The sequence below is a fragment of the Aphanizomenon sp. UHCC 0183 genome, assembly GCF_009712065.1.
Taxonomy (GTDB): domain Bacteria; phylum Cyanobacteriota; class Cyanobacteriia; order Cyanobacteriales; family Nostocaceae; genus Dolichospermum; species Dolichospermum heterosporum.
In genome coordinates this window covers 1-13,736 of sequence record NZ_VILC01000025.1, presented here as the reverse complement: position 1 = coordinate 13,736, position 13,736 = coordinate 1, and the positions used below count along the sequence as shown (strand labels likewise).

At 36.8% G+C, this 13,736-nt stretch carries 12 protein-coding genes and 1 pseudogene; 9 read left to right on the top strand and 4 right to left on the bottom strand.

Annotation, left to right across the window (positions count from 1 at the left end):
* The first annotated feature begins 205 nt into the window (after window positions 1-205).
* The 4 genes from FJR37_RS10890 (at window position 206) to FJR37_RS10875 (ending at window position 3,115) form a co-directional block, all read left to right on the top strand.
* A complete protein-coding gene (locus FJR37_RS10890; protein WP_015080100.1) occupies window positions 206-442 on the top strand; it encodes a DUF433 domain-containing protein in 237 nt (78 codons plus the stop codon).
* Window positions 439-789 (top strand): DUF5615 family PIN-like protein, encoded by a 351-nt coding sequence (locus FJR37_RS10885; protein WP_039203475.1) that lies wholly within the window; start codon window positions 439-441, stop codon window positions 787-789. Before FJR37_RS10890 ends, FJR37_RS10885 begins: the two co-directional genes overlap by 4 nt.
* Before the next feature lie 383 nt (window positions 790-1,172).
* Entirely contained in the window at window positions 1,173-2,381 is a 1,209-nt protein-coding gene (locus FJR37_RS10880; protein ID WP_039203474.1) for an AAA family ATPase, read from the top strand.
* Complete coding sequence (locus tag FJR37_RS10875; protein ID WP_052150005.1) at window positions 2,375-3,115, top strand: DUF4276 family protein; 741 nt, start codon at window positions 2,375-2,377, stop codon at window positions 3,113-3,115. Before FJR37_RS10880 ends, FJR37_RS10875 begins: the two co-directional genes overlap by 7 nt.
* Window positions 3,116-4,007: 892 nt before the next feature.
* Here the strand turns inward: FJR37_RS10875 and FJR37_RS10865 are convergent.
* Window positions 4,008-4,853 carry a DUF2382 domain-containing protein gene (locus tag FJR37_RS10865; protein ID WP_039203472.1) on the bottom strand — a complete coding sequence of 282 codons (846 nt, stop codon included), beginning with the start codon at window positions 4,851-4,853 and terminating at the stop codon, window positions 4,008-4,010.
* Between the two features lie 140 nt (window positions 4,854-4,993).
* Here FJR37_RS10865 and FJR37_RS10860 point away from each other — a divergent pair.
* From FJR37_RS10860 to FJR37_RS10840, 5 genes and pseudogenes are all read left to right on the top strand, one after another.
* Window positions 4,994-5,184: pseudogene (locus FJR37_RS10860) on the top strand (hypothetical protein); the annotation flags it as partial.
* Between the two features lie 155 nt (window positions 5,185-5,339).
* Complete coding sequence (locus FJR37_RS10855) at window positions 5,340-6,329, top strand: PRC-barrel domain-containing protein (RefSeq protein ID WP_039203471.1); 990 nt, start codon at window positions 5,340-5,342, stop codon at window positions 6,327-6,329.
* Window positions 6,330-7,261: 932 nt separating this feature from the next.
* Window positions 7,262-9,016: a Mu transposase C-terminal domain-containing protein gene (locus FJR37_RS10850; protein WP_217355241.1), complete on the top strand. Its 1,755-nt coding sequence runs from the start codon at window positions 7,262-7,264 to the stop codon at window positions 9,014-9,016.
* 3 nt (window positions 9,017-9,019) lie between these two features.
* Window positions 9,020-9,853: a TniB family NTP-binding protein gene (locus tag FJR37_RS10845; RefSeq protein WP_168466014.1), complete on the top strand. Its 834-nt coding sequence runs from the start codon at window positions 9,020-9,022 to the stop codon at window positions 9,851-9,853.
* The gene (locus FJR37_RS10840; RefSeq protein WP_168466013.1) at window positions 9,853-10,356 is read left to right on the top strand and encodes a TniQ family protein; all 504 of its coding nucleotides are present in this window, start codon (window positions 9,853-9,855) and stop codon (window positions 10,354-10,356) included. Before FJR37_RS10845 ends, FJR37_RS10840 begins: the two co-directional genes overlap by 1 nt.
* Before the next feature lie 65 nt (window positions 10,357-10,421).
* Here FJR37_RS10840 and FJR37_RS10835 read toward each other — a convergent pair whose 3' ends face one another.
* The 3 genes from FJR37_RS10835 to FJR37_RS10825 all read right to left on the bottom strand — a co-directional run.
* Entirely contained in the window at window positions 10,422-12,032 is a 1,611-nt protein-coding gene (locus FJR37_RS10835) for an ADP-ribosylglycohydrolase family protein (RefSeq protein ID WP_217355240.1), read from the bottom strand.
* Window positions 12,025-12,702, bottom strand: coding sequence for a DarT ssDNA thymidine ADP-ribosyltransferase family protein (locus FJR37_RS10830; protein ID WP_168466011.1), 678 nt, complete (start codon window positions 12,700-12,702; stop codon window positions 12,025-12,027). The genes FJR37_RS10835 and FJR37_RS10830 overlap by 8 nt, the downstream gene beginning before the upstream one ends.
* A 3-nt stretch (window positions 12,703-12,705) precedes the next feature.
* On the bottom strand, window positions 12,706-13,736 hold a 1,031-nt coding region (locus tag FJR37_RS10825; protein WP_217355239.1), incomplete at its 5' end, for a 3'-5' exonuclease.

Sequence of the window (13,736 nt, the reverse complement as noted above, 5' to 3'; positions counted from 1 at the left end):
GAATCGGTAATTGTCCCGTTGAAAGTACATTACAAAAGTACACCGAATTTACCAACTCCAAGGCGGTAATGAAAAAATATTCAAGGCGGTTAAAACCGTGGTCAGTGAGCAGTTCGGCAAGCTCACTGTAACACTTGTCGAACTGCACGAGTCGTTTCCCTCTCAGCACTGAAGTGTCTGAGTTTCCCACTTACCGGGTATTTTTATGAATAACCTTCTATTAAATAGAATAACAATTAACCATGATATTTGTCATGGTAAACCGTGTATTCGTGGATTGCGATATCCGGTGGAAATGATCTTAGAACTTTTGAGTTCAGGCATGAATATTGATGATATTTTAGAAGATTATGATGATTTAGAATACGAAGACATTTTAGCAGTTCTCAGCTTTGCTACTCGACTCACTCAAGTTAAAAGTATTCTCCAATTAGTTTCATGAAATTCTTGATTGATGCTCAATTACCAATGCGAATTGCCAATTTATTAGAGAACTTAGGTTGTGATGTTATACATACCAAGAATCTTCCTTTAAAAAATGCAACTCCAGATTCGGAAATCAACAAACTATCAATCCTGGAACAGAGAATCGTTATTACCAAAGATAAAGATTTTTTAGATTCTTTTTTAATCAAACAAGAGCCTTACAAACTACTACTAATAACAACAGGTAATATTAGTAACAAACAAATTGAACAACTTTTTCTACAAAATATTACTCAAATAATCGAATTGTTTTTGATGTATGATTTTTTAGAAATGACCAGAGATAGTTTGATTATTCATTAGTGCTAGTTCGCCTGTTGGGGAAGCGTAATCAGCGATCGCTCATAGGTTGGATTGATAAAGTGCGATAGCGAAGCGCTCCGCAGGAATCGCTCATAGGTTGGATTGATAAAGTGCGTAGCGAAGCGCTCCGCAGGAATCGTTTGTAGGTTAGATTGATAAAGTGCGATCGTTTATAATATACTGAATAGACAACATATATTAGACAACCATTCAAGCATAGGAGCTATCTATGTTGTTACAAGAACTTAAAGAGCAGATATTCAAACTACCATTAAGCGAACTGACAAGTCAGCGCTTACGCTATCGCAAAACATAAATAATTGTGTATTCCTTACCCAAAATATTCGCAACAATATAGTTTTATTTAATATTAGGAGAAGTAAATGGAAGGTAAAAGATTTATTCATAAAATCAAATTACAAAACTTTCTTTCTTATGGAAATGCGGGGGAAGAAATAGAACTACAACCGCTAAATGTGTTAATTGGTGCTAATACATCTGGGAAATCTAATTTAATTGAAGCTATTGGAATTTTAAAAGCAACACCGACAGATTTACCTGTGCCTTTTCGTAAAAGTGGAGGTATTAATGAGTTTTTATGGAAAGGTAACAAAGATACTCCGATAGCAGAAATTAAAATTACTGTTGATTATCCTCAAAAATCAGAGTCACTTTTACTTGATTATACGCTTAGTTTTACCACATATAATCAAAGATTTGATTTAGTGGATGAATTTATCGAACCAGAAACGAGAAAAGAAGGTTTTCAATTTTATTATCTTAACAATTATAATGGATTTCGTTCTTTTACAGTAAGAGATAAAGATCCCTTATCAGGACAGGAAAGACGAAGTGAACAACTTTTGGAACTACATTCAATTAAATCAGATCAATCAGTTTTATCTCAAATAAAAGATCCAAATAGATATCCAGAACTTTCTTATTTAAGCACAGAATTTTCTAAAATAAGCTTATATCGTTACTGGCAAATGGGAAGAGATTCAGAACCAAGAAAGGCTCAACCTACTGATTTACCTCAACATCCTTTACTAGAAGATACGAGCAATTTAGGTTTATTTATAAAAGATTTACAACACAGAATAGGTATTAGGAAAGTCATTGAATGCCTCAAAAAATTTTATGAAGAAGCAGAAGAATTAGATGTGAGAATATACGGTGGTACTGCACAAATATTTATTCGGGAAGAAGGTGTAATTCAACCAATTCCTGCAACTCGTTTATCTGATGGAACATTGCGATATTTGTTTTTAATGGCTTTACTTTTAGATCCTACTCCACCACCACTAATTTGTATTGAAGAACCCGAATTAGGTTTACATCCAGATATTTTGCCAACTATTGCAGAATTGTTAATTGAAGCATCTCAGAGAACTCAATTAATTGTCACAACTCATTCTGATGCTTTGGTTTCTGCGTTGAGTGAATATCCTGAATCTGTAGTAGTTTGTGAAAGAGATAATACAGGAACTCATTTAAGGAGACTTAAACCAGAAAAATTGAAAAAATGGTTGGAAAAATATACTCTTGGTGATCTTTGGAGAATAGGGGAACTTGGTGGAAATAGATGGTAAGTATTCGTATTTATATTGAGGGTGTTGGAAATGCAAATGATGATGAAGAACTTTTACCAATGCAACGTCCAGGTTTTAGAAGTAAAATTATAGCAGGTAAGGAAAGTACAAGTAGTCTTCGTGAAGGATTTAGTAAATTTTTTCAAGAATTAGTTGGTATTGCTAAAGAACAAAAAATAGAGTTTAGGATAGTCATGTGCGGTTCTCGGAAAGATGCTTATGAAAATTTTAAATTATCCTTAGACTCTAATGCTGAATCTTTCAATATTTTATTAATTGATTCCGAATCTCCAATATCTCCTAATCACAGTCCTTGGGAACATTTGAGAAACAGAAAAGAGGATCAATCTTGGATTAGAGGTGATAACCTGGATTATGATGATGATCAATGTCATTTTATGGTTCAAGCAATGGAATCTTGGTTTGTTGCTGATATTGATGCTTTAAGAAACTTCTATGGTGAAGGGTTTAAAGAAGAAAAAATTATCAGAGGAATGGGAAATGACCAAAATATAGAACAGGTTTCTCCTAAAACTTTATTAGTATGGTTAGAGTCAGCAACTCGTCATTCTAAACATGGTAAATATGATAAAAAAACTCGTCGTCCACCTCACCATGCTGTAGAAATTTTAAAACGTCTTGATATCAATAGGGTTCGTCAAGCTTCTCCTTATTGCGATCGCTTATTTAATACTTTAAGATCAAGAATTGGATATTTGCCTGATGAATTATAACCTAGTACCGCAAGGCGGAAGTCAAAAGTCAAAAGTCAAAAGTCAAAATGAAGACAGTATAGGCTTTTGGAGGATTTAGAATGGTTGGTTTATTTACGCCGTTTTGTACTAGTAGGGTTATACCATGTTATGTTTTTAGATCGGGCAAACTAGGAATGATTATCTAGAATGATCAAACAACAGGCTCAACAGGCATAGTTTATAGTTGTGAGTTTGCGCCATTTGATGATATAATTAGCACAGCGCACAATTGGTCTCACTCAAGCCAAAGGTGCGTATGCTCAAGTTTTAGATATTAAGTTAGAATCATCTGACCATTGAAGCAGTTCACAGGATTACGCAAGATATATAATTGTGAAGCGATCGCTGGCGTTGCTGAAACCAAGCATGAATTTAAGTGTAGAGCCGAGAATCCCTACCCATGGAACGTCTCTACAAGGGTTTTGATCTCATGAAAAATCATTCTCATACCCCAAATCAGCAACGCCCAAATTCAATTACCCGAAACAACAGAAGGAACGGAATTAGATATTATTCTTGTCTATGAATCAGCATCACCAACAAAAACAACAACAAAATTGAGTGATTTTTATAGTTGTATTCAAGATGAAACATTTATCAGACATCCACAGCCAGAACAAGCAGAAAGAGAGCTATTTTGATGATTTATCTGCTAGACACTAATGCCTGTATTAAGTAGTGTTGCAACGAGAGCCATTTTCCCAAGACGCAGAACTGCTGTTTCGAGGTTCCTTAGTTTCTTCTCTCAATTACTCGTTGATCAATCCGATTATACTAAACACGGGTAAGATTTAAACTTTTGCCAAATGACAAAGAACCCAGATGTGTAGGGGTTTAGCACTGCTAAACCCCTACGTTTAGAATCAAACAATCAAGCCGTTTTGAGTATAACATCTAATTCTTGACGACGAATAGTATCTTCAGCTTCAACTGTATCCTGTTCAACTATTTTCTTGATTTTTACTCCTCCTTCACCTAAATCAGCCTCAGTTAGTGATACAGTTTTAACACCCGTTTCCGCATCAGTGTGTTCAATGACTATACGTTCTCTTTGCACAGGTACAGAAACTGTTACCATTTCAGTATATGATTGCTTACTAACAGTTACTTCTCCTGTCTTCACACGAGATTTATTAGCTACTAAACGTTCTTCATATAGTTTCAGGTTTTGGTGATCCTGCTCATTCACATTGTAAAGATTTGGTTCTTCCTCATACCTATATGTATTCCGTTCAACAGGAACAGCAGGAGTAACTATTGTGCGCTCATGAGAAACTAGTGGAGAATCTACAGCTATCGGTGACTCTAGCGGTGTTGATGACTCTAAAGGTTCTTGTGCTATTGGTGGACGATAAACACCCCGCACCCGTTCCTCATAGTCGTAATCAATTTCTTGCAAATCTTTAAAATCTGGTAAATTTTCTACCTGCTGCTTTGTCAGCTTATTCGCGTATACCCGACGTTTATCATAGTCAATTCGGGAACGTCCAATTGGTAACAATACTTGTCTACCAAAGAACCAAAAACCTGTGTCCACAACTAAATAACGCAAACGCCCTGAATCATCTACTAATATGTATTTAATAGTGCCAACTTTATCATCATCTATGTCTGAATAGACATCAAAATGCTTAATCTTTTCAACTTCACTGTCATCCAACTCTGGACTATCATAGTTAGAGTCAGCAGTAAAGTCTTCAATTTTGTATAAAGCCATATTCATTTAGCTCCAAACAGCTATACTTATAATTCTAAAAATAAAATTTTTTACTTCTTCTTTCTAAAGAAGGATATTAATATCAATAAATCTTGCTGTTCTGGTGGAAATGTATTATCAGGATATCCAGCTACAATTACGAAGTTGATATGTTTTTAAATGGGCCAAACAGGGAATGATTAGCTAGAATGATCAAACAACAGGCGAAACAAGCTTTATAATTGTGAGTTTGCGCCGTCCGATGATAAAATCAGCCCAGCGCACAATTGGCGTAACTCAAGCCAGAGGCGCGGATACTCAAGTTTTGGGTATTAAGTTAGATAACAGGTGACAGGGAACAGGGAACAGGGAACAGGAAAAAAGTTTACCAATGACAACTGACAACTGACAACTGACAACTGACAAATTTCTGTTAAAAATAGACATATACATAAACCAGATTCGAGATTGCCTACGGCACGCTACGCGAACAGGAAGACCTATAGAATGACTTCAGAACAAATAGTTAGACGTTCAGATATATTAAACACTCAGGTAATCACCCGCGACAACGGTAAGCGGTTAGGTATCGTGAGTCAGATTTGGGTTGATGTTGATCAAAGAGAGGTTGTGGCAATAAGTTTGCGAGACAGCCTGATATCTATTTCTAGTTTGCCCCGCAATATGTATCTCAACAGCATCAACCAAATCGGTGATGTCATCTTAGTTGATAACGAGGATGTCATCGAAGATGTAGAAGTGGAGATTCTCAGTAACCTGATGAACTGGGAAGTAATCACCGAAACAGGTGAAGTTTTAGGCAAAGTAAGAGGCTTTAAATTTAATGGCGAAACGGGTAAAATATACTCTATCGTCATTGCCTCCTTGGGATTACCGCAAATTCCCGACCAATTTTTGAGTACCTATGAACTATCCATTGATGAAGTAGTCAGCACCGGACCTAGTCGGTTAATTGTGTTTGAAGGTGCTGAAGAAAGAGTAAACCAGTTAACCGTGGGCGTTTTAGAACGGCTGGGAATTGGTAAAGCCCCTTGGGAAAGAGATGCAGAAGAAGAATTTGGCTATAGCGCCCCTCGGACAGTTGCACCCAGTAATCAATTACCTAGTGGTGTTCCTCTCCAACCACCTCGTCCTAAAGTCCGCATTCCTGAACCCATAGCCCAAGAAGAGGAATGGACGGAAGACTATGTAGAAGAAGAAAGACCCCAGCGTCAGGTGATGAAAGCCCGTTCCTACGAGTCAATTCAGTATGAAGAAGACGAAGAAGATAACTGGAGTGATGCAACGGTAAGAGATAGTTATCAGGAAGCCCCCAGAGCCGAAGCCAAACCTGCCAAAAAGACCTACGCTGACCAGTATGATGACTATGATGATGATCTAGACGGTGATGCCTGGGATGATGCACCAAAGCCTGTAAATATTCCCAAAAAGGTTAAGGAACGACAAGTGGAATACGAAGAAGAAGGCGGATATTAAGTTTTGTAAACCCCCTCTACTATAAGTAGCTACGGTGTATACACAAGTTATCGAATCACCATTATTCCTCAAATTACCCCACCCTAACCCTCCCCGATGCTTTGGGGAGGGAACTAATTTTTCCGGTTTCCCCCCAAAGCATCGGCTACCGTGTACGCACATCCTTACCCAAAGCGAGTTTTCCACAACGAGAAAGAATTTTAGAGGGGGGGAGTGAATAACTACTTTTCAAAACCTAACCTAAAATACATCATTAACAATACTTAGCCAAATTATGAGGGTGAGATGATACAGCACTTCCTGATGTTATGAGGTACAAAGTTTCATCGCCAATCCTGTAGGGGCGCAGGGTCTGCGCCCTTAATTGTATTGCATTCAATCGGCAACTGCTGTAATGCTTTAACCATGAACTTCCGTTTCTCGCTAGTGGTCTGTCAATATTAATTTTGTGTGTTAATGAAGTTTGAAAGTATTGCTAACAAACGGTTATAAAATTTAATAACTCACAATTTCAATCTTGACAGACTACTAGGCTGAGGATGAAAGATTCAATGATGGGTTAGTGGCTAATATTACTGAGATTATCCCTCAATTGTTGATGAATGTGAACTGCTTGGAGCAGCGCTTCGCTATCGCCCCAAAGAGGAATCACAGTTTGTCATGGACGACATTGTACAGTGACTAATTATATGTCATCGTGACAAATTAATGTCATCTTATAAATCCTTGCTGTACAAGGATTTTAGCATCTTAACGATATTATACTTCAATCCAGTTAGTGACAAAATAAATGTCGTTTCCCATGAACATGACAAATTAACTGTCGCGTTACTGATTAAAAAAAGTTTTTGTATATTTTCATAATGACAAATTGACTGTCGCTTTCCAGTAAGTTAGAATAACATGATGTTTTTATAAAATTTGTTTGATTTATGAACAGAGATGAAAATTCTGATTTAACTGTTCATACCTCAGCTATCCCTGTGGAAGGCATATCAGAAGGAGACAACACACCTCCTGAGACAAATGTGATTGCCACAGAACTCTCAGAAGAAGCTCAACTGAAGTTAGAGGTATTACAAAGTTTACTAGAACCATGCGATCGCACAACTTATGGACAAAAGTTAAAGGAGGCGGCTGAAAAACTAGCTGTATCAGTCCGAACAGTTCAGCGTTTGGTGAAAAAGTGGGAACAAGATGGTTTAGTCGGACTCACCCAAACGGGTAGGACTGATAAAGGAAAACATCGAATTGGTGAGTTTTGGGAAGATTTTATCGTCAAAACTCATAAGGAGGGTAACAAGGGAAGCAAACGCATGAGTCCTAAACAGGTTGCTATTAGGGTTCAGGCTAAAGCTCATGAATTGAGTGACTTAAAACCTCCTAATTACAGGACTGTTTTACGAGTATTAGCTCCCATATTGGAAAAACAAGAAAAAACTAAAAGTATCCGCAGTCCTGGTTGGAGAGGAACAACCCTTTCTGTTAAAACCCGCGAAGGAAAAGATTTATCTGTTGATTACAGTAACCATGTCTGGCAATGTGATCATACCCCTGCGGATGTGTTGTTAGTAGATCAGCATGGTGAACTTCTCAGTCGTCCCTGGCTAACCACTGTAATTGATACCTATTCTCGTTGCATTATGGGTATTAATCTAGGTTTTGATGCACCTAGTTCTGATGTAGTAGCCTTAGCGTTACGCCATGCGATTTTACCCAAAAGGTACGGTTTAGAGTACAAACTGCATTGCGAGTGGGGAACTTACGGTAAGCCAGAACACTTTTATACAGATGGTGGTAAAGACTTTCGCTCTAACCACTTGCGTCAGATTGGAGCGCAATTGGGGTTTGTCTGTCATTTACGCGATCGCCCTTCCGAAGGTGGAATCGTTGAACGTCCTTTTAAGACATTGAATGATCAACTGTTTTCTACTTTACCTGGATATACTGGCTCTAATGTCCAGGAACGGCCAGAAGATGCGGAAAAGGATGCAAAACTGACTCTGAGAGAGCTAGAACAACTCATCGTTCGCTATATTGTTGATCGCTATAACCAAAGTATTGATGCTCGAATGGGTGATCAAACTCGCTTTGGGCGTTGGGAAGCGGGATTACCTTCAGTACCAGTACCAATTGAAGAACGTGATTTAGATATCTGCCTCATGAAGCAGTCACGGCGAAGGGTGCAAAAAGGTGGGCATTTACAGTTTCAAAATTTAATGTATCGGGGGGAATATTTGGGAGGATATGATGGGGAAACCGTCAATTTAAGATTTAATCCCAGAGATATTACAACGGTGCTGGTTTATCGCCAAGAGAACAATCAAGAAGTTTTTCTGACTCGCGCTCATGCTCAAGGTTTAGAGACTGAGCAACTTTCATTAGATGAAGCTGAGGCTGCTAGTCGTAGACTGCGTAATTTAGGTAAGACTATTAGTAACCAAGCCTTATTGCAAGAAGTTCTTGAGCGTGATGCTCTGGTAGCAAATAAAAAAAGCCGCAAGGATCGTCAAAAATTGGAGCAAGAAATTTTACGCTCTAATGCGGTAAATGAAAGTAAAAATGAGTCTTTGGCATCTCCAGTTATAGAACCAGAAGAAGTGGAATCTACTACTCCGGTTCAATCTTCATCTCAGGAACTAGAGGTTTGGGACTATGAACAACTGCGTGAAGAATACGGATTTTAAACAATGACAGATGATGCACAAGCTATAGCCAAGCAATTGGGTGGGGTAAAACCGGATGATGAGTGGTTGCAAGCTGAAATTGCTCGTCTCAAGAGTAAAAGTATTGTGCCATTACAGCAAGTCATAACCTTGCATGATTGGTTGGATGGAAAGCGCAAAGCACGGCAATCCTGTCGAGTGGTTGGGGAATCAAGAACGGGCAAAACAGTTGCTTGTGATGCCTATCGGTATAGACAAAAGCCACAGCAGGAAGTGGGAAAAACACCGATTGTCCCTGTAGTGTATATTCAGCCGCCCCAAAAATGCGGTGCAAAGGATTTGTTTCAGGAGATTATTGAGTATCTCAAATTTAAAGCAACTAAGGGAACAGTATCAGATTTTCGCGGTAGAACAATGGAGGTATTAAAAGGCTGTGGCGTAGAAATGATCATTATTGATGAAGCTGATCGTATCAAGCCTGAGACTTTTGCCGATGTACGCGATATTTATGACAAGTTGGGTATTGCCGTTGTTTTAGTAGGAACAGACCGTTTAGAAGCAGTAATCAAGCGAGATGAACAAGTTTATAATCGCTTCCGGGCTTGTCATCGTTTCGGGAAGTTGGCAGGGAAGGACTTCCAGGATACTGTACAAGCTTGGGAAGATAAGATTTTAAAGTTGCCATTGCCTTCTAATCTCATTAGCAAGGATATGCTGCGGATTCTGACTTCGGCAACAGAAGGTTACATTGGTAGGCTAGATGAAATTCTCAGGGAAGCAGCAATTCGCTCTTTATCAAGGGGATTAAAGAAGATTGACAAGGCTGTTTTACAGGAAGTGGCGCAGGAGTACAAGTGATGACTGCACCAGATGTTAAGCCTTGGCTTTTTATTATCCAACCTTATGAAGGGGAAAGCTTGAGCCATTTTCTAGGTCGTTTTAGACGCGCTAATCATTTATCTGCTGCTGGGTTGGGTAATTTGGCTGGGATTGGTGCTGTGGTGGCACGGTGGGAAAGGTTTCATTTTAATCCTCGTCCTAGTCAACAAGAGTTGGAAGCGATCGCATCTGTGGTAGAAGTAGATGCCCAGATTTTATCTCAAATGCTACCACCTACTGGGGTGAGTATGCAGCATGAACCCATTCGGTTATGTGGTGCTTGCTATGCGGAAACGCCTTGTCACCAGATCAAGTGGCAGTTTAAGGAAACGGGGGGATGCGATCGCCATAATTTGCGTTTACTATCCAAGTGTCCTAAATGTGGTGCTAGGTTTAAAATACCTGCTTTATGGGAGTTAGGAGTTTGTCAAAGGTGTTTGATGACTTTTAGCGAGATGGCTGAGTCTCAAAAGCCTGTTTAGAGTAAGCTGTTGTACCTTTAGTTTCTATAAATACAAATGAATTGAAGTATAATCACTATTTGGGATTACTCATTTTTATTAGGTAGAGATGCCCATAACCATGTAATGAAAGCATTATATATTGCTTTATCTTTTCGTTCAAATTTCAATTTTCTCAATATATCTAATATTACTTCAGAATTAAAATTACTGCTTTCAACAATATTTTTAAATTCGTCTAAAGCAGATAATGAATTAATTATAGATTGACTTTTTGTATGCAATTCTTCTACTTTTTTTGAAGTATGAGAAAAGTCACGCTCAACTTTACAATAAATGGTTTGACCAAAAACAAGTTCTAGTTTGACAAAATGAATATGTCTACCTTGCCATGTAGGAGTAATATTGTCATCTTTTAATATTTTGGCATTACCAAAAATCGGAATATCTATAGATGTATTACTGACATCTGGATTTTGTAATAGAGCAGAAATCTTTGGTAAATTCAGATTTTTACTTTCTGGATAGCTAAATATTGACTTTAAATTTTTATTTTTTGTGTAGAGATCATAGCAGTAATCAGCTACTTTCAATAAATAGTCATAATCTTGAATTTTTTGCTTAAATAATTCAGGGATAGATTGCAGCCCATATTTTACACCTAACATTGCTCCAGCAAAGTAGGCAATAGTATCAGTATCAATTCCTATTTTGTTAACAATAGGAATTATAACATTTTCAAAATTATTACTTCCATTTTGAAAATCGTTAAATCGGCATAAAAATAGAATAGATGCTACTACTGTAATGTTACCTGCACCTTTAGTTTGTCTTTCAAAACACCCTATTCTAGTTAAAATTTTATCTAAGTCACCAGTGTTATGTTCTCGTTTTACTAGTTCTAAGTATTCTATTGTTTCTTTACAGATATCGTTCCAAGCAAAGGTAAAGTCTTGATTGCATACATTCTGCCATTTATTCTTCCAACTTGAAAATAAATTATCTTGACTCCATATTTTTTCTAATTGAGAGTAATTACTACATTTTTCTATTAAGCCATCAACCCATTCTACTTTACTCTGAGGATTTTCTATGAGTAATTTAATGGAGTCTGCTAATAATAAAGCACCCATTAATCCTCTAGGATGTCCATGAGTGATAATACTATTACGCCATATATCTATGTATAGCTTTGTTGAACTTTCAATATTAACTAATGCAATAGGAAGAATTCTCATAGCAGCACCATTGCCACCACTTTTAATATAGCTGGTATATGATGTATCATAAAAGTTATTATACCAGCTTATATTTGGATTTAAAAGATTTTTTGCAGCAGCTTTTGTTCCTGAACCACCTCCTAATTCATACTGTAACCACAAAGGTAATTCAAATTTAGAGAATGTTTCAGGATTAAAAGAACCATCAGCCTTTATTGAACGCGCTGTAGCTAAAGTTAATTGTGTATCATCTGAGTAAGCACCAGATGATAAAGGTAGTTTAATATAATTCTTATTACCAGCTTTATAATATGTAGTAATTCGCTCCCAATCAACAAACCTATCAAGTTGATCAAGTTGAAACTGACGGCGAATTTCATTTGAATTTCGCATAAATTCAGTAATAAATCCCAGTGCATCACCTATAGCAGCACCAATAAATGCTCCTCTAAATTTATCTTGGCTTTTCTTATTCACTTCGAGGTTTAAAGAGAGTTGGCTGCACACAAAATTTCTCCGTAGGTAGTTCTAGTACATCAAATGCAGATGCTAAAATATCATGTTCATATTGATTACGACACGCGATAAATAGAATATCATTATAAGGTATTTGACTCTGAATTAGCACCTCTGCTTCTGGGTCTGTTGTATAATAGTCAGGTAAGGTAGGTTTGCGAAATGTGGTTTCCCATTGATAATTTCCTTTGGGTTTACCAGATACCTTATTCATGAACACAGACTCAAATGTATTTATGGAACCATTAATCCCAAATTGTCTTGCTGGTTGATATGTAGCATTCGTAATAGAAAATTCTGTTTTTTCTTCATAGATATACTCTGGATTAATACCAATTATACAGAAACGACTACCTGGAGACCAGCGATCACGAAATATGTTTAATAAATAAATATTCGGATGCATGATAGATGTATTTAAGTTCTTAGTATCATCACGCCTTACTTTTGAATTTGGCATCACAAGCTCCTTCCATTCGTAACCAATATTGTGTAACTGGTTACGTGGTAAAATTTTACCTTCACCTATAATAGCTGTTACACTTTCAAATCGAGTAAAGTGAATAAGATGTTTAATGTCACGTTGATCAATGATAGATTTAAAATCCTGATAGTCTGGTTTTAGATTCATACTTTAAACCCTTATTGTTTGTAATAAATTTATATCTATTTCTTTTAAAAACCGCGAATACTCATTTATAGAGGAAGTGATAGTTAGAGTTTTTCTAGCTCTGGTAATTGCAGTATACAAGAGTTTACGATGTGCAGATAAATGTGCAGATGTGCTTCTGTGTGATAAAGAATTTGGTCCAGGGGCAAAAAAATCATCGTATCCAACTATAAAAACATGGTCAAACTCTAGTCCTTTTGCAGAATGTAAAGTAGAAATATAGATTCCACCTGAAGCATCCTTTAAATTATCTTCGTCTCTCAATAAAAAACAGTTATCATATCCCAAACTCCGCAACTTCCCATATAATTCATTAACATCTAACATCCTCATATGAAGAATACCAACGGATTCAGTAGAGATATCAATATTCCCAAGTGTATTAAGTAAATATTGCTTCTGATTGGTATATCTTCCACGTATCCAAATAGGTTTTAACCCCGAAGTTTCAGTCAAGTCTGGATCAAGTATATGAATGTCATTTTCATGATTTAAAGCTGACTGCATAAGACTTGCAGCTACCATAGCTATTTCACAAGTATTTCGATAATTTTTTCCTAGGTCTAATTTTGAACTAATTCCAAAATTTATATTAATGTCATCCCAAATATAATTATTTTTGTAAATTCTTTGTGTTGTATCACGAATAAATGTAATGGAATTAGTATCAGAAGAAGTTAATTCTAATAAAATTTTTATTTGTAATGCAGATAAATCCTGAGCTTCATCTACCACCAAAATATCATATTTTTCATATTCTGCCCCAGCTCGCATAAAAGAAAATACTTGTTCCCGTAAGTAGTTCCAATCTATATAATTTGATTCTTCCAAGGCTAATTGATAAGCTGGAACTAATTCTTCAGCTATTAAACGTTTTGTTTGATCATCAATATTGGGATTAGAACCACGTCCGATACGTTCTGATTCTATATAGTTCATTGTATCTGAACCAAATCTTCCCAGCAAGTAGTTAATTTCTTCCACAAGAAAGTCAG